The organism is Frondihabitans peucedani (genome assembly GCF_039537585.1).
In the GTDB taxonomy this organism is placed as follows: Bacteria; Actinomycetota; Actinomycetes; order Actinomycetales; family Microbacteriaceae; genus Frondihabitans; species Frondihabitans peucedani.
In genome coordinates this window covers 1860420-1881773 of sequence record NZ_BAABAU010000001.1, presented here as the reverse complement: position 1 = coordinate 1881773, position 21354 = coordinate 1860420, and the positions used below count along the sequence as shown (strand labels likewise).

Sequence of the window (21354 nt, the reverse complement as noted above, 5' to 3'; positions counted from 1 at the left end):
CATGGCCCTCCCCTGGACTCTGCACGGTGACGGAAAGACGGTCGGTCAGGAGGAGCTGGTCCTTCCCGAGGAGCGGCTCAGCTGGCCGCGCACGATCGGGCTCGGCGCCCAGCACGTCGTGGCGATGTTCGGCGCGACCTTCCTGGTGCCGATCATCACCGGCTTCCCGCCGTCGACCACGCTCCTGTTCTCGGGCGTCGGCACCCTCCTCTTCCTGCTGATCACGAAGAACCGGCTGCCGAGCTACCTCGGCTCGTCGTTCGCGTTCCTCGCGCCGATCGGGGCCGCTACGAAGATCGGCGGGATCCCGCTGGCGCTGAGCGGGATCATCGTCGTCGGCGCCCTGCTCGCGATCGTCGGGCTCGTGGTCCACGTCGCCGGCACGATATGGATCGACGCGGTCCTGCCGCCGGTCGTGTCGGGCTCGATCGTGGCGCTCATCGGGTTCAACCTCGCCGGCTCGGCCGGCTCGAACTTCGCGAAGTCGCCGCTCATCGCCATCATCACGCTGCTCGCCGTCATCCTGACCGCGGTGCTGTTCCGGGGCATGCTCGGGCGGCTCTCGATCGTCGTCGGCGTCGTCGTGGGCTACATCAGCGCGGTGATCGGAGGCCAGATCGACTTCACCCTCGTCGAGAAGGCCGACTGGCTCGGCCTCCCGACCTTCACCGCGCCGTCGTTCGAGGGCTCGCACCTCGCCGTCTACGTCGGCTTCCTCCCGGTGGTCCTCGCCCTCGTCGCCGAGAACGTCGGCCACGTGAAGGGCGTCGGCCAGCTCACCGGCCGCGACCTCGATCCCCTCACCGGCCGAGCCCTCTTCGCCGACGGCGTCTCCACGGTCATCGCGGGCCTCGGCGGCGGCTCGGCGACTACCACCTACGGCGAGAACATCGGCGTGATGAGCGCGACGCGGGTCTTCTCGACCGCGGCGTACTGGGTCGCCGGGATCATCGCGATCCTGCTCTCGCTCTCCCCCAAGATCGGCGCCGTCATCAACACGGTCCCGCCCGGGGTGCTCGGCGGCGTGACCACCGCGCTGTACGGTCTGGTCGGGATCATCGGCATCCGCATCTGGGTCGAGAACCGGGTCGACTTCTCGAAGCCCAAGAACCAGCTCACCGCCGGCGTCGCGCTCATCATGGGCATCGCGAACTTCACCGTGGCGTTCGGCGGGGCGACCTTCGGGGGGATCATCCTCGGCACGGTCGCCGCCGTGGTGATCTACCACCTGATGAACTCGATCGGGCGCGCGAGGGGCACCGACTGAGCGGGTCGCCGCCGCTTCCCGCCCGGGTACTCGACCGCGAGATCGCCCGCCTCGCCGTCCCGGCCCTCGGGGCACTCGTCGCCGAGCCGCTCTTCCTGCTGACCGACACGGCGCTGGTCGGCCACCTCGGAGCCGCCCCGCTCGCCGGGCTGGGGGTGGCGGGCGTGATCCTGCAGACCGCTCTGGGCCTGCTGATCTTCCTCGCCTACGCCACGACGCCGGCCGTCGCCCGGAGGCTCGGAGCGGGTGACGAGCGCGGCGCGGTCCGGGCGGGGATCGACGGGATGTGGTTCGCGCTGGGCGTCGGAGTCGTGCTCGGAGGCGCCGGTCTCGTCGCGGCCCGGCCGCTGGTCGAGGCGTTCCCGACGACCGACGCCGCTCACGGGCACGCGACGACGTACCTGACGATCTCCGTCGTCGGGCTGCCCGCGATGCTGCTGGTCGTCGCCGCGACAGGGCTGCTCCGGGGCCTTCAAGACACCCGGACGCCGCTCGTCGTCGCCACCACGGGCTTCGCCGCCAACGCGGGGTTGAACGCGCTGTTCATCTACGGCTTCGGATGGGGCATCGCAGGATCCGCCTGGGGCACCGTCGCGGCACAGTCCGGCATGGCGGCCGTCTACGTCCTCATCGCCGTCCGGGCCGCGCGCCGCGTCGGTGCTCCCCTGCGGCCCGGTACCGAGGGCCTCGGCCGGACCGCGTCGGCCGGTGGCTGGCTGCTCGTCCGGAGCGCCGCCCTGCGGCTGGCCATGCTGGCGACCGTGTCCGTCGCCGCGTCGCTCGGGGTCGAGGGGCTGGCCGCGGTCCAGGTCGCGCTGACGATCTTCTCGACGCTCGCCTTCGCCCTGGACGCCCTGGCCATCGCGGGCCAGGCGATGATCGGCCACGCGCTCGGCGAGGGCTCCGGCGAGCGGGTGCGCGCCGTCATGCGCCGGCTGCTCGTGTGGGGCGTGGTCGGAGGCGCCGTCCTCGGCGTCCTGCTCGCGGCGGTCTGCCCCGTGGTCGCACCGGTGTTCACGAGCGACTCGCGGGTCGCCGGGCTGCTGCCGGGCGTGCTCGTGGCGATGGCCGTCGGCGTGCCGCTGGCGGGCTTCGTGTTCGTGCTCGACGGCGTGCTGCTCGGGGCGGGCGACGCGCGGTACCTCGCCTGGACCGGGCTCGCCAACGTCGCGGTGTACCTGCCGCTGCTGCTCGTCGCGCGCGGGCCGGTGGCGCTGTGGCTGGCGTTCGGCCTGGGCTACATCGGGGCCCGGGCCGTGACGCTCGGGCTTCGGGCCTTCGGCGGGCGGTGGCTGCCCGGCGTCGCTGCGGCCTGAGGGGGTCTCGGTGCCCGTGCCGGCCTCGTGTGCGCGAGGGGCCGGGGTTCAGGGGCGCGGCTGGCGAGGCGGCGCGGTCGTCGAACCGCGACGGAAAGCACTGGTGAACGAGACCGGCTGCGGCGACCCGCCGGCCAGCAGCTCCAGCACCCCGCGTCCGGCCGCCCGGCCCTTGTCGAGCGCGGGCTGCACCATCGTCGTCAGACCGGCAGCGGCAGGATCGTCGATGCGCACCCCGTCGAAGCCCACGACGCTCAGGTCGCGGGGCACCTCCAGGCCGAGCTCGACCGCGGCACGGATCACGCCCGCCGCGAGGAGGTCGCTCTGGGCGATGACGGCCGTCGGGCGGGCCCGGGCGTCGGCCAGGAGGGCGTGCCCCGCGATCCTGCCCTCCTCGATCGTGCTGCCGAGCGTCGCGAAGCCCGAGACGTCGGGGTAGACCTCCTGCGCCCCGCGGACGCGCTCGAGCGCCGTGAACGACGTGGCAGCGTCGATGCGAGGGCCGGTCAGGATGCCGCGGCGCCGGTCGCGATCGAGCTCGAGCGTCACGAGGGCGACGCGTTCGTGGCCGAGCGTGCGCAGGTGCTCGGCGAGCGCGCGGGTCGCCTCCCGGTTGTCGAGGGCGATGTCGAGGACGCCCGGGAGCGGGCGTCCTTCGATCGACACGACGGGGATGCCCCGCCGCTGGACGATCTCGACCTTGCTGTCGACGCTGGGGCTGCACCCGAAGAGCACGACCGCGTCGATCGGCGCCTCGACGAGGCTCGCTCGGCTCGCGGCGGTCTCGGTGAGCAGCAGCAGAGAGTTGCCGCTCGGCCCGGTCACGTCGGCGATGCCGTCGAGCATGACGACGTTCATCGGGTCGCGGAAGGCGTCGCGGAGGGACTCCTCGAGGACCACGCCGATGATGCCGGATCGACCCCGGCGGAGAGAGCGGGCCCTGGGGTCGGGGCCGTCGTAGCCGAGCTCGCGGGCCGCCGCGAGGATCCGGTCGCGGGTGGCGCCGGCGACGGGACCGGAGTCGTTGAAGGCGAGGGAGGCGGTGGAGGGCGAGACGCCGGCGCGCCGGGCGACGGCGGCGAGCGTCGGGCGAGGCGCGGCGGCGGGAGTGTCGGCAGCAGCGGCACGGCCGGCAGCAACAGCACCGCCGGCAGCAATGGCACCGCCGGCATCGCCGGCACCGCCGGCATCGTCGGCTCGGGCGTCGGACATGTCTCGGAAGCGTAGTCGAGTCGCCCTCTCGAATCGATTCGATGCCAGGACTTGCTCGCCCCCGAGACCGGGCGCTAGCGTTGTCGAATCGATTCGACACCCCGACCCGACCCGCACCGACCGGAAGACCGATGGCGACCTCCTCCCTCGACACCCGCACCTACGACGGCGGCCTGACCCGCCGCGACGTCGTCCGCTGGCGCAACTCGCTGTTCGTCGTCTTCGCGCTCTCCGGGCTCGCCCTCGCGTCGTGGCTCGGCCGCGTCCCGTCGATCCGCGACCTCCTTCACGCGTCGACGCTCGAGATGGGCTTCCTGGCCGGCGGGATCAGCATCGGTTCGATCATCGGCGTCTCCCTGTCGAGCCACGTCATCGCGCGGATCGGAGCCCAGCGCACCGCCGTCGCCGCCCTGATGCTCCTCGCCGTCGGGCTGATCGCGGCCGGGCTCAGCGCGTCCCTCGGGGCCGGCTTCTGGGCGATCCTGGTGAGCATGGCGGTCTTCGGGTTCTCGAACGGCACCCTCGACGTCGCGATGAACGTGTCGGCGGCTGCCAACGAGCGCGTGCTCGGCCGCACGATCATGCCCCTCTTCCACGCCTCCTTCAGCCTCGGCACCATGGTCGGCGCCCTCCTGAGCGCCGGCGCCGAGCTGCTCGACCTCCCGGTCGCGGTCCACGTCGGGGTACTGGCCCTGGTCATCGCGGCGATCGCCCTGGTGGTGACGCGTCGGTTCCAGTCCGAAGACCTCGGCCACGCCGTCGAGGAGGTGGGCGACGAGGCCCACGCGACCGGCTGGCGCTCGCGTCTCGCCGTCTGGACGATGCCCGGAACCCTCCTCATCGGCCTCATCGTGCTCGGCATGGCGACGGCGGAGGGGTCGGCGAACGACTGGCTCCCCCTGGCCATGGTCGACGGTCACGGGGTCTCCAACGCCGGGGGCACGGCGATCCTGTTCGTCTTCCTGACCGCGATGACGGTCGCCAGGATCGCGGGGACGCCCCTCATCGACCGCTTCGGCCGGGTGTTCATGCTCCGCGCCTCCGCCGTCTCGGCCATCGTCGGACTCCTGCTCGTCATCCTGTCGCCCGTGGTGCCCCTCGCCGTCGTCGGCGTCGTGCTCTGGGGCTTCGGCTCGGCGCTCGGCTTCCCCGTCGGACTGTCGGCCGCGGCCGACGACTCCCGCAACGCCGCGGCCCGCGTGAGCGCCGTCGCGACCATCGGCTACGTGGCGTTCCTGGTGCTGCCCCCGGTGATCGGGTTCCTGGGCGAGCACTTCGGCCTGCTGCGAGCGCTCCTCGTCGTGCTCGTGCTGATCGTCGTCGCCGGGCTCGCTTCCGGGGCTGCGCGCGAGGCGAGCCGGCAGAAGGCCTAGCCCGCGGGGCGCCGAGTGCCGGTTAGGCTCGTCGTCGTGCGTCTCGTCATTGCCCGCTGCTCGGTCGACTATGCCGGGCGGCTGTCCGCCCACCTCCCCCTCGCGACCCGGCTGCTGATGGTGAAGAGCGACGGCAGCCTCCTCGTCCACTCCGACGGCGGCAGCTACAAGCCGCTCAACTGGATGAGCCCGCCCTGCACGATCACGATGGACGAGCCGTCGGTCGACCAGGCCGACGCCGGGATCGTCGAGGTGTGGAAGGTGACCCAGAAGAAGACGGACGACGTCCTGCTCGTCTCGATCCACGAGATCCTGCACGACTCGGCCCACGAGCTGGGCATCGACCCCGGCCTCCAGAAGGACGGCGTGGAGGCGCACCTGCAGAAGCTGATGGCCGAGCAGATCGAGGTGCTCGGCGAGGGCCACACGCTCGTGCGCCGCGAGTACATGACGGCGATCGGGCCGGTCGACATCCTGGCGCGCGACCCGAAGGGCGGCGCGGTCGCGGTCGAGATCAAGCGCCGCGGCGACATCGACGGCGTCGAGCAGCTGACCCGCTACCTCGAGCTGATGAACCGCGACCCGCACCTGAAGCCCGTCGCCGGGGTGTTCGCCGCCCAGGAGATCAAGCCTCAGGCCCGGACGCTCGCCGAGGACCGCGGCATCCGCTGCCTCGTGCTCGACTACGACGCGCTCCGCGGACTCGACGACGGGCACTCGCGCCTGTTCTGACGGCTCGCGCCTCTTGCATCCTGCAGCGCCCTCCTCTTAGAATATTACATATTCTATCCGAGGAGCCCTTCATGACCCTGTTCGCGCCCCAGTCGCAGCACGCCTGCCCGTCCACCTCGAACCCGGTGTTCGACCGGCTCGTCTCGTCGTCGAGACGCGGCGCGCGATCCGCCGTCACGCCGATCACGACGCGGTCCCTCCTCGTCGACCGGAGCACCAACCCCGTCCTGGCATCGATCCTCGACGAGGAGCGCACGCCGGCGGAAGCGGCCGAGGTCGGCCGCGCAGACACCGTCGCGCAGCTCATCGTCCGCCTCCTCGACGACGAGGCGCCCACCCGTCGCAGCCGCCGTCGCCGGCGCTGATCCGGCGCTGCTCCGGGCGCTGCTCCGGGCGCTGCTCCGAGCGACTCGGCCGCCCTACCAGCGCCTAGGCTTGAGGTGATGAACGCCTCCTACCCCTACTCGGTCGTGCTCTTCGATCTCGACGGCACCATCGCCGACTCGGCGCCGGGGATCACCAGCACTCTCGCCAGCACCCTCGCCCAGCTCGGCTACGCCGTGCCCTCTCCGGCACAGCTCCTCGAGTGGGTCGGGCCGCCGCTGCCGGCGAGCTTCACCGAGAAGGTCGGCCTCACCGGCGACGCCCTCGCCGAGGCGATGCGCGTCTACCGCAAGCAGTACCTCGCCGTCGGCGCCCTCGACTCCACGGTGTTCCCGGGCATGGCCGACGTGCTCCGCCGCGTGCACGAGGCGGGCATCCCGTCGTCGCTCGCCACCTCGAAGCCCGAGCGTCCGGCGACGCTGATGCTCGACCACAACCACCTCACCCAGTACCTCGACCTCATCACCGGCGCCAGCGACGACGAGGTCCGGAGTGCCAAGGCCGACGTCGTCGAGGAGGCCCTCCTGCGACTGCGCGCGCTCGGCGTCGACCTCTCGCGCCCGGTCCTCATCGGCGACCGCCACCACGACATCGAGGGCGCCGCAGCCCACGGCGTCCCGACGATCTTCGTCGAGTGGGGCTACGGCAGCACCTCCGAGCAGGCCGGAGCGGTGGCCGTCGCGGCCGACACCGACGAGCTGCTCGAACTCCTCGGGCTCGGCGCCGCCGACTCCGAGGGCCTCGCGTCCGAAGCCCGCTCGGCATGAGCTCCGGCCGCTCCGTCTCTCCGTCCTCGATCGTCCGGTCTCCCGCGACCTGGGTCCTGACCGTCGCGATCATCCTGATCGCTCTCAATCTCCGCGGCCCGATCGTGGCCACCGCACCCGTCCTCGACGTCATCACGCGAGACCTGGGTCTCGGCGCCCTCGTCGCGGGCCTCCTCACGTCGATCCCGGTGCTGTGCTTCGCGCTCGCCAGCCCCCTGGCCTCCGGCGTGATCGGCAGGATCGGCCCCGAGCGCGCCGTCACCCTCGGTCTCCTCGGCGTCGTCGCCGGCACGCTCCTCCGCTCCGCCGGCGGCCAGGGCGCGCTGATCGCCGGAACGATCCTGCTCGGAGTCTCGATCACCATCGGAAACGTCGTGCTGCCCGTCGTGATCCGGCGCGACTACTCGCCCGAGCGCGCCGGCTTCGTGACCGGCGTCTACACGTCGGCTCTCAACGTCGGGTCGATGATCACCTCGCTCGGCACGGCGCCGCTGGCCGACTCCACCGGGTGGCCTCTCGCCCTCGTCGTCTGGGGATCGTTCGCGATCATCGCCGGTCTCGTCTGGTGCGCGGCCGTCGGGTTCCGCGCAGCCGTCGTCGGCACGGGCGAGCCCGTCGACCGCGACGTCGTCACCGGCCCGATCGAGGTCATCACGGCGTCGATCCCGGTGGTCTCGGTGGCCGACGGCGACGCGGCGGACCGCCTCGAAGACCGGTCGCTCTTCCGCCGCTTCTCGACCTGGGGCCTGACCCTGGCGTTCGCCGGTCAGGCGTTCGGCTACTACGGGCTGACCGCCTGGATCCCGACGCTCCTGCACGACGAGGTCGGCCTCACGCGGGCCGGGGCCGGCGCGAGCTCGTCGGTGTTCCAGATCATGGCGGTCGTCGGCGCCCTCGGCGTGCCGTTCCTGGCGCTCCGGCTGCGACCCGTCGTCATCGTGGCGCTGGTCTCGGCGTGCTGGATCTTCATGCCGCTCGGCCTGCTCTTCGCCCCGCACCTGTGGCTTCTGTGGTCGCTCTTCGGCGGCGCCGCCCAGGGCGGCGGCATCACGATCGTGTTCATCATCATCGTGCGGATGGTCACGAGCGACCTCGAGGCCAGGCGGCTCTCCGCCCTGGTCCAGGGCGGCGGCTACGCGCTGGCCTCGCTCGGGCCGCTGGTGGTCGGCGCGATCCACGACGCCAGCGGCGGCTGGACGCTGCCGATGGTCGTCGTCTTCGTGTCGGTCCTGACCCTCGGCGTCAGCGGCGTGCTCTCGGCGAGGCGCGTGCGCTGAGCGGGCCTCAGCCCGGCGGGCCTCAGCCCAGCACGTCCTCCAGCGACTTCGGCTTCTGGCCGGTGATCCGCTCGACGTCGGGCGACACCGCCGCGAGCTCCCCTGATGCGATGGACGAGTAGGTCGACACCCACGCGTCGGCCTGCCACTGCTCCGGCTGCCACTTCTGCCGAGACTCGTAGGCCTCCTCCAGGGTCTCCTGGTGGTAGCGGACGCGGCGTCCGGTGTGCTTGCTCAGGATCGACGCGGCGTCCGAGAGCGAGAAGGCGACGGGTCCGGTGAGGTTGTACGTCTGCTGCTGGTGGCTCTCGGGGTCGAGCAGCACGAGCGCTGCCACGGCTGCGACGTCCGCGCGTGAGACGGCCGCCATCCTGCCGTCGCCCGCCGGGCCCCGGATCACGCCGTCCTCGCCGACCAGGTCGGGGACGAAGTCGAGGTAGAAGTTGTCGCGCAGGATCGTGAAGCGGCCGCCGGTGCCCTTGATCCGCTGTTCCGTCGCCCAGTGGTCGCGCGCCAGGGTGAAGACCGCGTCCTCGGCGGCACCGACGAACGACGTGTAGACGATGTGCTCGACACCCGCGGCGACGGCGACGTCGACGAACGCGCGCTGCTGCTCCCGGCGATCCTGCGCCTCGGCGGCCGACACCATGAAGAGCGTGGTGATCCCGGCGAGCGCCTTGGTGGAGGCGTCGGTGTCGGCGTAGCTGGCGACGGCGACCTCGGCCCCGTCGAACTGCGGGGCGCGGGTGGCGTCGCGCACGATCATCCGGAACGGCACCCCCGTCTTCGCCAGGATCTCGGCGACCTGTCCGCCCACGTGACCGGTCGCCCCCGTCACGGCGATCGTCGGCCCCTGCGGGGTGAGCTTCGAGACGGGATCGGAAGTGGAATCGGTCATGCGCCCACCCAACCACCGCCGTCGCCGCGGCGTCGCCTCGGAGCCCGGGCGTTGACACGCCGCCGACAGGAGCACAATGAGCGCATGTGCGGTCGCTTCGTCGTTGCCCGGGCCACGTCCGATCTCCTGCCGACCCTGCTCGAGGGCTTCCCCGAGCTGGCGGAGCGCGGGCTGACCGAGAGCTACAACGTGGCTCCGACCGACCCGGTGCAGGTCGTGCGGGAGCGCTCCGGCGATCGCGAGCTGTCCACGCCCCGCTGGGGGTTCGTCCCCGGCTGGTATCCCGACCTGAAGAAGAGGCCGCAGCCGATCAACGCCAGGATCGAGACGGTCGCCACGAGCGGGATGTTCCGGAAGGCCTTCGCCTCGGGCCGCTGCATCGTCCCGGCGCAGGGCTACTACGAGTGGGTCGTCACCGAGACCGGCAAGCAGCCGCACTACATCTTCGAGCCCGACGCGGCCCTCGCCATGGCCGGGATCGTCACCGCCTGGCGCGACCGCTCCAAGGGCGACGACGATCCGGACCGCTGGGTGCTGTCGACCGCGATCATCACGCGCGACGCGCACGTGGCGCCCGGCGAGGTGCACGACCGCATGCCGGCCTGTCTCACGCCCGACGCCTTCGACGCCTGGCTCGACCCGGCGCTCGATCCTGAGTCGGCCCTCGGACTCCTCGACGCGGAGAGTCTCGAGGTCGCGCACGCCCTGACCCACTACGAGGTCTCGAGAGACGCCAACAGCGTCAAGAACAACGGGCCGCAGCTCATCGAGCCGCTGCCGGGTCAGCACTGAGCCCTGTCCCAGGCACCGACCCGCCTCGCAGGGGCCGAGCGCGTGTCACAGCGAGCGCCCGGTTGGGTGAAGAATAGACAGCGCAGAGCCCTCGGAGGAGAACAATGAGCACCGTCACCAAATACGCGCCCGGCAGCAAGGTCCGGTACGGCTACGCGAAGGGCCCGGCGCAGATCGCCGCTCTCGTCGTCGCGATCCTGCTGCTCGTGACCGGCATCCTGGGCTTCATCCCCGGCGTGACCACCGACCTGGGCGACATCACGTTCGCCGGCCCGTACTCGGGCGCCCACCTCCTGGGCGTCTTCCAGACCTCGGTGCTCCGCAACAGCGTGTGGATCCTGATGGGCCTCATCGGCCTCGGCGCCCCCGTGAAGCGCCTCGGCGCGACCCTCTACATGTCGGGCATGGCGGGCTTCTTCTTCACGCTGTTCCTGTACGACCTGCTCTTCGGCAACAGCGACTTCGGCGGCAACATCTTCTCGTCGAACGTGCCCGACTTCGCTCTCGACTTCTGCTACGGCCTTGCCTTCGCCATCACGGCGCTGAGCACGAGCCAGATCGCCCTGATGGGCAGCGACTACGAGGAGTAGCCAGCGCCAGTAGTAGGCGGCACCACGCAGAGAGGCCACTTTCCGCCCCGGATCGGTGATCCGACGGGCGGAAGATGGCCTCTCGGCGTCGAGTGCGGGGCTAGAGCGCGTCGAGCTCCGCGACGGCGTCGGCGGGCAGCTCGAGCCCGGCGCCCGCGACGTTGTCACGCAGGTGCTCCACCGACGAGGTGCCGGGGATGAGCAGGATGTTCGGCGAGCGCTGCAGGAGCCAGGCGAGCGCCACCGACATGGGCGAGGCCCCGAGGCGCTCGGCGACCCTCCCGAGGGTGTCCGACTGGAGCGGGTTGAAGCCGCCCAGCGGGAAGTACGGCACGTACGAGATGCCCTGCTCCGCGAGCGAGTCGATGAGCGCGTCGTCCTCGCGGTTGGCGATGTTGTAGAAGTTCTGCACGGTCACGATCGGCGCGATCGACTGGGCCTCGGCGATCTGCTCCGCGTTCACGGTGCTGACGCCGAGGTGCTTGATGAGGCCCTGCTGCTGGAGCTCGGCGAGCGCGGTGAAGGGCTCCTCCAGGCTGCCGGCCTCGGGGCGGTCGAATCCGCCGACGCGGAGGTTCACGACGTCGAGCGCGTCGAGGCCGAGGTTCTCGAGGTTGGAGTGCACGGCGTCGCGGAGCTCCTGCGGCGAGCGAGCGTGCGGCCAGCCGCCCTCGGAGTCGCGTCGGGCGCCGACCTTCGTGACCAGGTGGAGATCCTGCGCATAGGGGTGCAGCGCCTCGCGGATGATCTGGTTCGTGACGTGGGGGCCGTAGAAGTCGGAGGTGTCGATGTGGGTGATGCCCAGCTCGACGACCTCGCGGAGCACGGCGATCGCCGCGTCGCGGTCTCGCGGCGGGCCGAAGACGCCGGGGCCGGCGAGCTGCATGGCGCCGTAGCCGGTGCGGGTGAGGGTGATGTCGGGTGCGACGGTGAAGGTGCCGCCGGGAAGGGTTGTCGTTGCCATGCCCCCACTCTGCTCCGCGGGCGCAGGATCAGGCAGAGCCGTCTCGATCCTGGGAGTGCGGGGGCCAGCCACGGCCCGTCGACCCCGGCTACCGTTCTCGCATGGACGATCAGAACAGCCTCGGCGACTACCTCCGGGCGCGGCGGGAGCTCGTGAAGCCGCAGGATGTCGGCCTCCGGCCCGGCGGGGTGCGCCGGGTCGCGGGTCTGCGGCGAGAGGAGGTCGCCACCCTCGCCGGCATCTCGTCCGACTACTACCTGCGGCTCGAGCAGGGCCGCGACCGGAACCCGTCGGTGCAGGTGCTCGAAGCCCTCGCCCGGGTGCTCCTCCTCGACCAGAGCGCGACGGAGTACCTCGTCAGCCTGTCTCAGGACCAGCCCCGCCGGCCCGCGCGGGCGTCGCGCGAGATCGTGCCCCCGAGCATCCTGCAGCTCCTCGACACGATCGGCCTGCCCGCGTTCGTGGAGGGCCGCTGGTTCGACGTGCTGGTCGCCAACCCGCTCGCGATCGCGCTGTCGCCGGCCTTCGCCCCCGGGCACAACCGCATCCGCTCGTTCTTCACCGATCCGGCGGAGCGCGACTTCTACGTCGACTGGGAGAAGGCGGCCGACGGGCTCGTCGCGGCCTTCCGCGCGTCGGTCGGGCTCGATGCGAAGGACCCGCGGTTCGTGCAGCTCGTCGGGGAGCTCTCGATCGAGAGCGAGACGTTCCGGAGGCTGTGGGCACGCCACGACGTCAGGATCGGGCAGGGCGGCACCATCCGGATGCGCCACCCGGAGGTCGGCCTCCTCGACCTGAGCCGCGAGAAGCTGCTGATCCCGGGCGAGAACGGCATGCTGCTGGCCGTCTACCACGCGGAGCCCGGCTCCGAGAGCGCGGCGATGCTCGGGATCCTGGGGTCGCTCTCGGCGGGACGCGGGGTCGAGCCCGGCGAGTCCGGCAGTGCCCGCGAGTCCCGCGAAGCGGATGCGGCCCCGCTCGACCAGCCGGCCGCACCGTCGGAGGGCCACGGCCCCACTCCGTAGGAGGGCCCGGTCACGTGCGACTGCGGCCGTCGTCGCGGTGGTATACCATGGCGGCACACCACCAGGAGGACCCATGACGAGCACGCCGACCGAGACAGCTGCCACCCCCGCGCTCGCGTGGCGGATGCTCGTGCTCGGCGTCCTCGCGCAGGCCTCGGGCACGGTGCTCGTCAGCACGCCGGCGTTCCTGATCCCGCTCCTGCACGTCCAGCGCGGCCTGCCTCTGCCTCAGGCCGGGCTGCTCGCGGCCGCCCCCACCTTCGGCATGGTGCTCACGCTCGTCGCGTGGGGCGCCCTCGCCGACCGCTTCGGCGAGCGCTGGGTGATCGCCATCGGCCTCGGACTCACCGCCGTCTTCGCCGGAGCCGCCGTCCTCAGCACGGGCTACGTCGCCCTCGCCGTGTTCCTCGTGCTCGGCGGGGCGTCGGCCGCCAGCACGAACGCGGCGAGCGGCCGGGTGGTCGTGGGCTGGTTCCCGAAGCACCGCCGCGGGCTGGCGATGGGCATCCGGCAGATGTCGCAGCCCCTCGGCGTCACGATCGCCGCCATCGCGATCCCGCTGCTGGCCTCGAGCGGCGGCATCGGGCCGGCGCTGCTGCTCCCGCTCGCGATGAACCTCGTGCTGGCGGTGCTCTGCGTGATCCTGCTCGTCGATCCGCCTCGCCCGGCCGTCGCGGCCGACGCCGCCCCGGCGGTGAACCCGTACCGCGGGAGCTCGTTCCTGTGGCGGATCCACGCGGTGTCGGTCCTGCTCGTGCTCCCTCAGTTCACGCTGTCGACGTTCGGGCTGGTCTGGCTGATCAGCGGCTACGGCTGGCAGGAGGGCGCCGCCGGCGCGGTGATCGCAGGATCGCAGTTCCTCGGCGCCCTGGGACGCATCGCGATCGGCTCCCTCAGCGACCGGTTCGACAGTCGCGTGGGACTCCTCCGCCTGGTGGGCGTGGCCGGGACCGCGGCGATGGGCCTCCTCGCCGCGCTGTCGGACACGTCGTGGGGTGCCGTCGCAGCCGTCGCGTTCGTGATCGCGACGACGATCAGCGTCGCCGACAACGGCCTCTCGTTCACCTCGGTCGCCGAGGCGGCTGGTCACCGGTGGTCGGGCAAGGCGCTCGGCGTGCAGAACACCGGGCAGTTCGTCGCGGCGTCGGCGGTGGGCCCGGGGGTCGGCGCGCTGATCGCGGTGGTCGGGTTCCCGGTCGCGTTCGGGCTGGTCGCGCTCGCGCCGCTGGTCTCGATCCCACTGGTGCCGCGGCACGACGTGTCGGCCGCCTGAGGCCAGCGGCCGGGCGGCTCCGCCGCCTGAGGCCCGCGGCCGGGCGTCGCCGCCGTCTGTCTACTCAGTCGAGCGACGCCGCGTAGACGCGGAACTCGCCCTTCTCGGAGTGCATGCGCCACAGCGTGTCGGCGAGGACGGTCGGCTCGTGCGACTCCTCGCCGCCGCCGATGCCGCGCGGGATGATGAGCTGGCCGACGTGGATGCCCTCGGGGGCGAGCGCCTCGTGGAGGAGCTGAGCGTAGGCGCTCTCGCCCGCGAAGGCGATCGACGTGCCCGTCACCGCGTCGCGGGGCCGGACGGCGCTGGCGCCGTTCACGAACAGGAGGGTGCCGCCCTTGAGCGCGCGCATGCCGGGGATCACCTGGTGGGCGACGGTGACCGGACCGTAGATCGAGAACTCGACCGGGCCGACGAGGTCTTCGGCGACCGTCTCGAGCACGGGACGCATGAACTCCTTGGCGGGAAGCGGGCTGTACTGCACGACCTCGACGGGCCCGAGCTGCTCAGCGGCCTGCTCGAGGGCGGCGCGAAGCGACTCGGCGTCGCGCACGTTCGCGCTGAAGCCCCGAGCCTGGAACCCCTCGCTCGTGAGCGTCTCAGCGAGCGCGTCGACCCTCCCCTGGTGACGGGCCACGAGGGCGACGGAGAAGCCCTCACGGGCGAAGCGGCGGGCGACGGCGAGGCCGAGGCCGGAGCCGGCCCCGATGATGGCGATGGTGGTCATGACCCGAGGCTACTCAGCGGGGCGCGTCGCCCGTCAGGATGCCGCCGCTCCGGCAGGCCGCGCGCCCACGTACGCGGCCAGGTGCTCGCCGGTCAGCGTGGACCGGGCCTCGACGAGAGCGGACGGGCTGCCCTGGAAGACCACGCGCCCGCCGTCGTGCCCGGCGCCGGGCCCGAGGTCGATCAGGTGGTCGGCGTGCGCCATGACCGCCTGGTGGTGCTCGACGACGATCACCGACATGCCGGAGTCGACGAGCCGGTCGAGCAGGGCGAGCAGCTGCTCGACGTCAGCCAGATGCAGCCCGGTGGTCGGTTCGTCGAGCACGAAGATCGAGCCCTTCTCGCCGAGGTGCATCGCTAGTCGGAGGCGCTGCCGCTCGCCGCCCGAGAGCGTCGTGAGGGGCTGCCCGATGGTGAGGTAGCCGAGCCCGGTGTCGACGAGGCGGCGCAGGATCGTGTGCGCGGCCGGGACGCGCGCCTCTCCCGACCCGAAGAAGGCCTCCGCCTCGGCCGCCGAGAGGGCGAGCACCTCGCTGATGTCGAGGCCGCCGAAGCGGTACTCGAGGACCGAGGCGTCGAACCGCCTGCCCTCGCAGTCCTCGCAGGGGGTCGCGACCCCGGCCATCATCCCGAGGTCGGTGTCGATCACCCCGGCTCCGTTGCAGGTGGGGCACGCTCCCTCGGAGTTGGCGCTGAAGAGGGCGGGCGAGACGCCGTTCGCCTTAGCGAAGGCCTTGCGGACCGGCTCGAGGAGCCCGGTGTAGGTCGCCGGGTTGCTGCGCCGCGACCCCTTGATGGCGCTCTGGTCGATCGACACCACCCCGGCCCCTGGGGGGATCGACCCGTGGACGAGCGAGCTCTTGCCGGAGCCCGCGACTCCGGTGACGACGGTGAGCACTCCGAGCGGGACGTCGACGTCGACCTCCTGCAGGTTGTGGGCGGTGGCCCCTCGGATGGCGAGGCTGCCGGTCGGCGTGCGGACGGTCGCCTTGAGGGCGGCACGGTCGTCGAAGTGCCGGCCCGTGATGGTGTCGCTCGCGCGGAGCTCGTCGACCGAGCCCTCGAAGCAGACGGTGCCGCCGTTCGATCCTGCGCCCGGGCCCAGGTCGACGACGTGGTCGGCGATCAGGATCGTCTCGGGCTTGTGCTCGACCACCAGGACCGTGTTGCCCTTGTCGCGGAGGCGGAGCAGCAGGCCGTTCATCCGCTGGATGTCGTGCGGGTGGAGGCCGGTCGTCGGCTCGTCGAAGACGTAGGTGACGTCGGTGAGCGACGACCCGAGGTGGCGGATCATCTTGACCCGCTGGGCCTCGCCGCCGGAGAGCGTGCCGCTGGCCCGGTCGAGCGACAGGTAGCCGAGGCCGATCTCGACGAACGAGTCGAGGGTGTCGCGCAGGGAGTCGAGGAGCGGCCGGACCGTCGGCTCGTCGAGCCCGGCCACCCAGGCGGCGAGGTCGCTGATCTGGAGCGCGCAGGCCTCGGCGATGCTCACGCCGGCGATCCGCGACGACCGGGCGAGCTCGCTGAGGCGCGAGCCGCCGCAGTCGGGGCACGCGGTGAACGTGACGGCCCGGTCGACGAAGGCGCGGATGTGCGGCTGCATCGCGTCGCGGTCTTTCGACAGGATCGACTTCTGCACCCGGAGCACGAGACCCTCGAACGTGAGGTTCACCCCGTTGACCTTGACCTTCACGGGCTCGTGGTGGAGGAAGTCGTCGAGCTGCTGCTCGGTGAACTCGCGGATCGGGCGGTCGGGCGGGAAGAACCCCGAGCCCTCGATGATCCGCACCATCCAGCCGTCGCCGGTGTAGCCCGGCACGGTGATCGCCCCGTCGGAGATCGACTTCGAGTCGTCGTAGAGCTGGGTCAGGTCGATGTCGGAGACCGAGCCGCGGCCCTCGCAGCGCGGGCACATGCCCCCGAGCCGGGTGAAGGTGCGCTTCTCGGCCTTCGCCTTCTCGATGCCCCGCTGCACCGTGATCGCGCCGCTCGCCGTGACCGACGCGACGTTGAACGAGAAGGCGTTCGGCGGCCCGATGAACGGCATGCCGAGGCGGCTGAACAGGATGCGGAGCATCGCGTTGGCGTCGGTCGCGGTGCCGACCGTGGACCGCGGATCGGCGCCGAGCCGCTGCTGGTCGACGATGATCGCCGTCGTGAGCCCCTCCAGGACGTCGACGTCGGGCCGGGCGAGGCTCGGCATGAAGCCCTGGACGAACGCGCTGTAGGTCTCGTTGATCATGCGCTGCGACTCGGCGGCGATCGTGCCGAACACGAGGGAGCTCTTGCCGGAGCCGGAGACCCCGGTGAACACGGTCAGCCGCCGCTTCGGGATCTCGATGCTGATGGACCGGAGGTTGTTGACGCGCGCGCCGTGGACGCGGATGGTGTCGTGCGAATCGGCGTCAGCCATGGTCGCTCCTCACTTCTGGCCCGGTGGTGGGTCTGATCCTGGCGCACGTGGCGGCGGCGGGCAAACGGTTCTCCACAGGCCGGGGGCCTCTTCTGACAAAGCCCTGGGTGCGGGAAGGGATGTCGGAGGTCGGGGGTTGTGTGGTGTCGTACTTGCCCCTCACTCGAAAGGACCCCGTGGATCTCTTCAGCCCGGTCACCCTCGGCGACGTCGAACTCGCCAACCGCCTCGTCATGGCTCCGCTCACCCGCACCCGCTCCGGCGACTCGGGCGTGCCCAACGACCTCAACGTCGAGCACTACACGCAGCGGGCGAGCGCCGGCCTCATCATCACGGAGGGCACCTACCCGAGCCGCGAGTCGCGCTCCTACCCGGGCCAGCCGGGCATCGTCGACGACGAGCAGGAGGCCGGCTGGAAGCGCGTGGCCGAGGGCGTCCACCGCGCCGGCGGCAAGATCATGATGCAGGTCATGAACGGCGGGCGCGTCTCGCACACCGACATCACCGGCACCGACCGCATCGTCGCCCCGAGCGCGATCGCGATCCAGGGCGAGGTGCACGTGCCGAGCGGCAAGAAGCCGTTCCCGGTGCCGCACGAGCTCAGCACCGACGAGCTCGCCACCGTCCGCGACGAGTTCGTCGAGGCGTCGCGCCGCGCCGTCCGCGCCGGGCTCGACGGCGTCGAGATCCACTCGGCGAACGGCTACCTCCTCCACCAGTTCCTCTCCCCGGCCTCGAACCAGCGCACCGACGAGTACGGCGGGTCGCCCGAGCGCCGCGCGCGCTTCGTCATCGAGGTCGTCCAGGCCGTGGCCGCCGAGATCGGTGCCGGCCGCGTCGGCATCCGCCTCTCGCCGTCGCACAACATCCAGGACGCCCTCGAGACCGACGCCGACGAGACCCGCGCGACCTACGAGATCCTGGTCGACGCTCTCGCGCCCCTCGGCATGTCGTACCTGAGCATCCTGCACTCCGACCCGGCGGGCGAGTTCGTGCAGAGCCTCCGCACCCGCTTCGGCGGCGGCTTCATCGCCAACAGCGGCTTCGGCCACATCACGACGCGCGACGAGGCGATCGCCTTCATCGCCGACGGTCACGCCGACGCCGTCGCGGTCGGACGCGCCATCATCGCGAACCCCGACCTCGTCGAGCGCTGGGAGGGCGGCCACCCCGAGAACGAGCTCGACCCGAGCACGCTCTACGGCTCGTCCGCCGAGGGCTACACCGACTACCCGCGCCTGAGCGCGTAGCACCCGAGCAGCGACGTGACGGCGTCCGCCGCAGACGGCCACCCGGTGACCGAATGTGACGGGCGCCGTCACGCGTGCCGCACGATCCTGCGAGCATCGAGAGCATGAGCGACACGCGCGTCCCCCTCTCCGTGCTCGATCTCGTGCCGGTGTCGAGCGGCTCCGACAGTCGCGAGGCCCTCCGCAACAGCATCGACCTGGCCCAGCGGGCCGAGGCTCTCGGCTACTCCCGCTACTGGCTCGCCGAGCACCACCTCAACCCCGGGAACGCAGGATCGGCGTCGCTCGCCTTCTGCGCCGTCCTGGCCGGAGCGACGCGCACGATCCGCCTCGGCACGGCGGCCACGCTCCTCGGGCAGTGGGCGCCGCTGCAGATCGCCGAGGCCGCCGGGCTGGTCGCGACGCTCTACGACGGCCGGATGGACCTCGGTCTGGGCCGCACCCTGACTCCCCCGCCGCCCCCGGCCCCGGGCTCCCCGGCCGTCGAGCGGCCGACACCGCCGCCGGCGTCCACCGTCGACGGGCTCCTGCTGCCGTCGCCGGTCGCCGGCGATCCCCGGCGCGGACGCTTCGGGCTTCTGGCCGAGCTCGTGCTCCGGAGGCCCGAGACGGCCTTCGAAGACGGGGTGACGACGATCCTGCGCCAGCTCGACGGCACGTTCACCGACGCCGAGGGCGACCCGGTGCCGGTCCTGCCCGCCGTCGGCAGCGGCGCGGCGGTCTGGGTGCACGGCTCGAGCGGCGGCGAGAGCGCCCGCGTAGCCGGCCGCCTCGGCCTCCCGTTCGGAGCGAACTACCACACGACCCCGTGGTCGGTCCTCGATGCGGTGGCCGCCTACCGCGCCGCCTTCCGGCCCGGCAGGATCGCCGAGCCCCGGGTCATCGTGTCGGCCGACGTCCTCGTCGCCGACACCGAGGCGGAGGCCGAGCGCATCGGCCGGGGCTTCGACCGCTGGGTGCTGTCGGTGCGGGCCGGGAACGGGACGATCGAGTACCCGGCGCCGGACGACGCGGTGCCGCTCACCCCCGCCGAGCAGGCGCAGGTGCAGGATCGCGTCGCCACGAGGTTCGTGGGCGATCCTGCGCGGGTGGTGGAGCGCCTCGAGACGCTGCAGCGCGTCACCGGCGCGGACGAGATCCTCCTCACGACCTCCACGCACGCGCACGCCGACCGGGTCCGGTCGTACGAGCTGCTGGCCGAGGCCTGGGGCGTGACCGCGTGACGCACGTCCTCGACGACGCGATCGGGTCGGCGCTCCGGGGGAATCAGGCCCACCTGGCGGTGCACGATTCCGCTTCCGCTTCCGCGTCCGGGTCCGGTTCCGGCTCCGCGTCCGCCGCGCGCTTCCGCCCCTCGGTCGCCCCGTTCGCCTCGGTCGGCCTCGCCCCCAGCGCCGAGAGCTGGAGCGCCCTCCGCGCGATCGCCGGTGACGAGTCGGCCGCCATGTTCGTCGTCCCCGGCTTCGCCGTGCCGGACGACTGGGAGCGCCTCGCCACGCTGACCCTCACCCAGCTGACCGACGACGACGTCGACCCGCACGCCGTCGAGGCGCAGAGACGGACGCGCGCACTCACCCGCGCGGACGTCCCCGAGATGCTGCGGCTGACGGCCGAGACGCAGCCGGGCCCGTTCCTCGACGACACGATCGAGTTCGGCGGCTACCGCGGTGTCTTCGACGGCGACACTCTCGTGGCTCTCGCCGGTCGGCGCCTGAACCCGACCGGCTGGGTCGAGGTCAGCGCCGTCTGCACCGATCCGCGCTACCGCGGCCGCGGCTACGCCCGGGAGCTCGTACTGGACGTCGTGCGCGGCATCCGGCAGGGCGGCGAGCGCGCGTTCCTCCACGTGGCGACGGGCAACCCTGCCCGGGGCCTCTACGAGGCGATCGGCTTCGTGCCGCGGCGCGACTTCGAGGTGGCCGTCATCCGGGCGCGCAGCGCGGCCTAGCCGACGGGGAGCGGCGGCAGCGCGCGGAGGACGGCGGCGTCGCCGGAGAGGACGACGTCGCCCGCGCCGTGCGGGACCAGGAGGGTGGCACCGGCGGCGACGTCGATCGACCCGTCTCGCCACGCGATCCTGCCGGCCCCGCGCTCGACGACGAGCAGCGAGAACCCGGCGGCCAGGCGCAGGTCGCCCGAGAGGTGGAGCCGCTCGGCGCGGAAGAACGGGTCGGCTTCGGCGGGGAAGAGGCGCTGACGCCCGTCGTCGTCGGTCTCGCGGCCGGCCCCCAGCACGGCGAGGCGCTCGGCATCGATCGCGCCCCGGTGCAGGCCTGACAGGGCGACCTCCTCCGGCAGGCCGAGCAGGGCGGAGGAGCGGTCGAGCGCCGGGAAGCCCTCGAACTCGAGCAGGATCGACAGGTCGCTCGGCTGCTGGAGCTCCACCAGCGTCACCCCTGCGCCGATGGCGTGCGCCAGACCGGCGGGCACGAGCAGGGTGTCGCCGACCCCGAGCGGCACCCGGTTCATCGCCCCCAGCAGATCGGGGACGTCCTGCTCGCGGAACCAGTGCTCGACCTCCTCCTCGCTCACGTCGCGGCTGAAGCCCAGGTCGGCGTGGCCCTCGACGCCGTCGGCCACCGCCGTGACGATCCAGGCCTCGGTCTTGCCGCGCGGAGCCCGCAGGCGGGCAGCAGCGAAGGCGTCGTCCGGGTGGTAGTGCACGAACAGGCGCTCTCCGGTGTCGAGCAGCTTGAGCAGCAGCAGCGGGTCGGCGCCGAACCGCCTCACGTGCTCCTCGCCGAGGTAGGCCACCGGATCCTGCAGGATCGCGTCGCGCAGCAGCACTCCGTCGGGGAGCCTCGTCAGCCCGACCCCGCCTCCGGCGTGGACCTCGGTCGTCGACCCGACGAAGTCCTCCGGCGTGAAGTCGTCGATGTGCGGCAGCCCGCGGAACCGGGCGATGCCGGCGCCGCCGCGGTAGGGGCGGGCGAGCGGCTGGTTCGGCCCGAGCACGATCGGGGCCGTGCCGGATCGCGGGTGAGCAGCGGTGGTCTCCATGGGCCCAGTCTCGCACCGCGTCTGGCGGAGCGGTCGGAATGCGATACGTTAAGCGCAACATCCACATATCGCACGACTCACCACGAAGGAGTGGT

The 21354-nt window shown here is 72.3% G+C and carries 20 protein-coding genes; 14 read left to right on the top strand and 6 right to left on the bottom strand.

Annotated elements, in window-relative coordinates:
- Position 1: 1 nt before the first annotated feature.
- Both ABD733_RS08650 and ABD733_RS08645 read left to right on the top strand, forming a co-directional pair.
- The gene (locus ABD733_RS08650) at positions 2 to 1267 is read left to right on the top strand and encodes a uracil-xanthine permease family protein (protein WP_344795059.1); all 1266 of its coding nucleotides are present in this window, start codon (positions 2 to 4) and stop codon (positions 1265 to 1267) included.
- A complete protein-coding gene (locus ABD733_RS08645; RefSeq protein ID WP_344796057.1) occupies positions 1264 to 2583 on the top strand; it encodes an MATE family efflux transporter in 1320 nt (439 codons plus the stop codon). The genes ABD733_RS08650 and ABD733_RS08645 overlap by 4 nt, the downstream gene beginning before the upstream one ends.
- Positions 2584 to 2631: 48 nt before the next feature.
- Here the strand turns inward: ABD733_RS08645 and ABD733_RS08640 are convergent, their stop codons facing one another.
- Positions 2632 to 3795 (bottom strand): LacI family DNA-binding transcriptional regulator, encoded by a 1164-nt coding sequence (locus tag ABD733_RS08640; RefSeq protein WP_344795057.1) that lies wholly within the window; start codon positions 3793 to 3795, stop codon positions 2632 to 2634.
- A gap of 131 nt (positions 3796 to 3926) precedes the next feature.
- Between ABD733_RS08640 and ABD733_RS08635 the strand changes: the two genes are divergently transcribed.
- The 5 genes from ABD733_RS08635 to ABD733_RS08615 all read left to right on the top strand — a co-directional run bounded on the left by ABD733_RS08635 (position 3927) and on the right by ABD733_RS08615 (position 8328).
- On the top strand, positions 3927 to 5168 hold the full coding sequence (locus tag ABD733_RS08635; protein WP_344795055.1) for an MFS transporter: 1242 nt from the start codon (positions 3927 to 3929) through the stop codon (positions 5166 to 5168).
- A gap of 36 nt (positions 5169 to 5204) precedes the next feature.
- Positions 5205 to 5900 (top strand): endonuclease NucS, encoded by a 696-nt coding sequence (gene nucS / locus ABD733_RS08630; protein WP_344795053.1) that lies wholly within the window; start codon positions 5205 to 5207, stop codon positions 5898 to 5900.
- A 71-nt stretch (positions 5901 to 5971) separates the two neighbouring features.
- The gene (locus tag ABD733_RS08625) at positions 5972 to 6265 is read left to right on the top strand and encodes a hypothetical protein (protein ID WP_344795051.1); all 294 of its coding nucleotides are present in this window, start codon (positions 5972 to 5974) and stop codon (positions 6263 to 6265) included.
- 78 nt (positions 6266 to 6343) lie between these two features.
- Complete coding sequence (locus tag ABD733_RS08620; protein WP_344795049.1) at positions 6344 to 7051, top strand: HAD hydrolase-like protein; 708 nt, start codon at positions 6344 to 6346, stop codon at positions 7049 to 7051.
- Positions 7048 to 8328, top strand: a complete 1281-nt coding sequence (locus tag ABD733_RS08615) for an MFS transporter (RefSeq protein WP_344795047.1) — start codon at positions 7048 to 7050, stop codon at positions 8326 to 8328. The genes ABD733_RS08620 and ABD733_RS08615 overlap by 4 nt, the downstream gene beginning before the upstream one ends.
- Positions 8329 to 8350: 22 nt before the next feature.
- On the opposite strand, the gene ABD733_RS08610 is transcribed toward ABD733_RS08615, so the two are convergent.
- Positions 8351 to 9226, bottom strand: a complete 876-nt coding sequence (locus ABD733_RS08610; RefSeq protein ID WP_344795045.1) for an SDR family oxidoreductase — start codon at positions 9224 to 9226, stop codon at positions 8351 to 8353.
- Positions 9227 to 9310: 84 nt separating this feature from the next.
- Here ABD733_RS08610 and ABD733_RS08605 point away from each other — a divergent pair, with 84 nt between their 5' ends.
- Entirely contained in the window at positions 9311 to 10018 is a 708-nt protein-coding gene (locus ABD733_RS08605; protein WP_344795043.1) for an SOS response-associated peptidase, read from the top strand.
- 104 nt (positions 10019 to 10122) lie between these two features.
- Complete coding sequence (locus ABD733_RS08600; RefSeq protein WP_344795041.1) at positions 10123 to 10608, top strand: DUF4383 domain-containing protein; 486 nt, start codon at positions 10123 to 10125, stop codon at positions 10606 to 10608.
- 100 nt (positions 10609 to 10708) lie between these two features.
- On the opposite strand, the gene ABD733_RS08595 is transcribed toward ABD733_RS08600, so the two are convergent.
- Positions 10709 to 11572: an aldo/keto reductase family oxidoreductase gene (locus tag ABD733_RS08595; protein ID WP_344795039.1), complete on the bottom strand. Its 864-nt coding sequence runs from the start codon at positions 11570 to 11572 to the stop codon at positions 10709 to 10711.
- A gap of 101 nt (positions 11573 to 11673) precedes the next feature.
- On the opposite strand from ABD733_RS08595, the gene ABD733_RS08590 reads away from it, so the two are divergent.
- Together ABD733_RS08590 and ABD733_RS08585 are read left to right on the top strand one after the other, a co-directional pair.
- Entirely contained in the window at positions 11674 to 12597 is a 924-nt protein-coding gene (locus ABD733_RS08590) for a helix-turn-helix transcriptional regulator (RefSeq protein ID WP_344795037.1), read from the top strand.
- Between the two features lie 73 nt (positions 12598 to 12670).
- Positions 12671 to 13870 (top strand): MFS transporter, encoded by a 1200-nt coding sequence (locus ABD733_RS08585; protein WP_344795035.1) that lies wholly within the window; start codon positions 12671 to 12673, stop codon positions 13868 to 13870.
- 64 nt (positions 13871 to 13934) lie between these two features.
- Here the strand turns inward: ABD733_RS08585 and ABD733_RS08580 are convergent, their stop codons facing one another.
- Together ABD733_RS08580 and ABD733_RS08575 are read right to left on the bottom strand one after the other, a co-directional pair.
- The gene (locus tag ABD733_RS08580; RefSeq protein ID WP_344795033.1) at positions 13935 to 14597 is read right to left on the bottom strand and encodes an SDR family NAD(P)-dependent oxidoreductase; all 663 of its coding nucleotides are present in this window, start codon (positions 14595 to 14597) and stop codon (positions 13935 to 13937) included.
- A gap of 33 nt (positions 14598 to 14630) precedes the next feature.
- Positions 14631 to 17009, bottom strand: coding sequence for an ATP-binding cassette domain-containing protein (locus tag ABD733_RS08575; protein ID WP_344795031.1), 2379 nt, complete (start codon positions 17007 to 17009; stop codon positions 14631 to 14633).
- A gap of 176 nt (positions 17010 to 17185) precedes the next feature.
- Between ABD733_RS08575 and ABD733_RS08570 the strand changes: the two genes are divergently transcribed.
- The 3 genes from ABD733_RS08570 (at position 17186) to ABD733_RS08560 (ending at position 20207) form a co-directional block, all read left to right on the top strand.
- Positions 17186 to 18259 carry an alkene reductase gene (locus ABD733_RS08570; RefSeq protein WP_344795029.1) on the top strand — a complete coding sequence of 358 codons (1074 nt, stop codon included), beginning with the start codon at positions 17186 to 17188 and terminating at the stop codon, positions 18257 to 18259.
- A gap of 104 nt (positions 18260 to 18363) precedes the next feature.
- A complete protein-coding gene (locus ABD733_RS08565) occupies positions 18364 to 19482 on the top strand; it encodes an LLM class flavin-dependent oxidoreductase (protein WP_344795027.1) in 1119 nt (372 codons plus the stop codon).
- Positions 19479 to 20207, top strand: a complete 729-nt coding sequence (locus tag ABD733_RS08560; protein WP_344795025.1) for a GNAT family N-acetyltransferase — start codon at positions 19479 to 19481, stop codon at positions 20205 to 20207. The genes ABD733_RS08565 and ABD733_RS08560 overlap by 4 nt, the downstream gene beginning before the upstream one ends.
- Here ABD733_RS08560 and ABD733_RS08555 read toward each other — a convergent pair.
- Positions 20204 to 21259: a hypothetical protein gene (locus ABD733_RS08555; protein ID WP_344795023.1), complete on the bottom strand. Its 1056-nt coding sequence runs from the start codon at positions 21257 to 21259 to the stop codon at positions 20204 to 20206. The genes ABD733_RS08560 and ABD733_RS08555 overlap by 4 nt on opposite strands.
- Between the last annotated feature and the right edge of the window lie 95 nt (positions 21260 to 21354).

Coding starts and splice junctions, on each gene's coding strand:
- ABD733_RS08650 (WP_344795059.1), top strand. CDS start 2: ATGGCCCTCCCCTGGACTCTGCACGGTGACGGAAAGACGGTCGGTCAG.
- ABD733_RS08640 (WP_344795057.1), bottom strand. CDS start 3,795: ATGTCCGACGCCCGAGCCGACGATGCCGGCGGTGCCGGCGATGCCGGC.
- ABD733_RS08635 (WP_344795055.1), top strand. CDS start 3,927: ATGGCGACCTCCTCCCTCGACACCCGCACCTACGACGGCGGCCTGACC.
- ABD733_RS08625 (WP_344795051.1), top strand. CDS start 5,972: ATGACCCTGTTCGCGCCCCAGTCGCAGCACGCCTGCCCGTCCACCTCG.
- ABD733_RS08620 (WP_344795049.1), top strand. CDS start 6,344: ATGAACGCCTCCTACCCCTACTCGGTCGTGCTCTTCGATCTCGACGGC.
- ABD733_RS08615 (WP_344795047.1), top strand. CDS start 7,048: ATGAGCTCCGGCCGCTCCGTCTCTCCGTCCTCGATCGTCCGGTCTCCC.
- ABD733_RS08610 (WP_344795045.1), bottom strand. CDS start 9,226: ATGACCGATTCCACTTCCGATCCCGTCTCGAAGCTCACCCCGCAGGGG.
- ABD733_RS08605 (WP_344795043.1), top strand. CDS start 9,311: ATGTGCGGTCGCTTCGTCGTTGCCCGGGCCACGTCCGATCTCCTGCCG.
- ABD733_RS08600 (WP_344795041.1), top strand. CDS start 10,123: ATGAGCACCGTCACCAAATACGCGCCCGGCAGCAAGGTCCGGTACGGC.
- ABD733_RS08595 (WP_344795039.1), bottom strand. CDS start 11,572: ATGGCAACGACAACCCTTCCCGGCGGCACCTTCACCGTCGCACCCGAC.
- ABD733_RS08590 (WP_344795037.1), top strand. CDS start 11,674: ATGGACGATCAGAACAGCCTCGGCGACTACCTCCGGGCGCGGCGGGAG.
- ABD733_RS08585 (WP_344795035.1), top strand. CDS start 12,671: ATGACGAGCACGCCGACCGAGACAGCTGCCACCCCCGCGCTCGCGTGG.
- ABD733_RS08580 (WP_344795033.1), bottom strand. CDS start 14,597: ATGACCACCATCGCCATCATCGGGGCCGGCTCCGGCCTCGGCCTCGCC.
- ABD733_RS08575 (WP_344795031.1), bottom strand. CDS start 17,009: ATGGCTGACGCCGATTCGCACGACACCATCCGCGTCCACGGCGCGCGC.
- ABD733_RS08565 (WP_344795027.1), top strand. CDS start 18,364: ATGAGCGACACGCGCGTCCCCCTCTCCGTGCTCGATCTCGTGCCGGTG.
- ABD733_RS08555 (WP_344795023.1), bottom strand. CDS start 21,259: ATGGAGACCACCGCTGCTCACCCGCGATCCGGCACGGCCCCGATCGTG.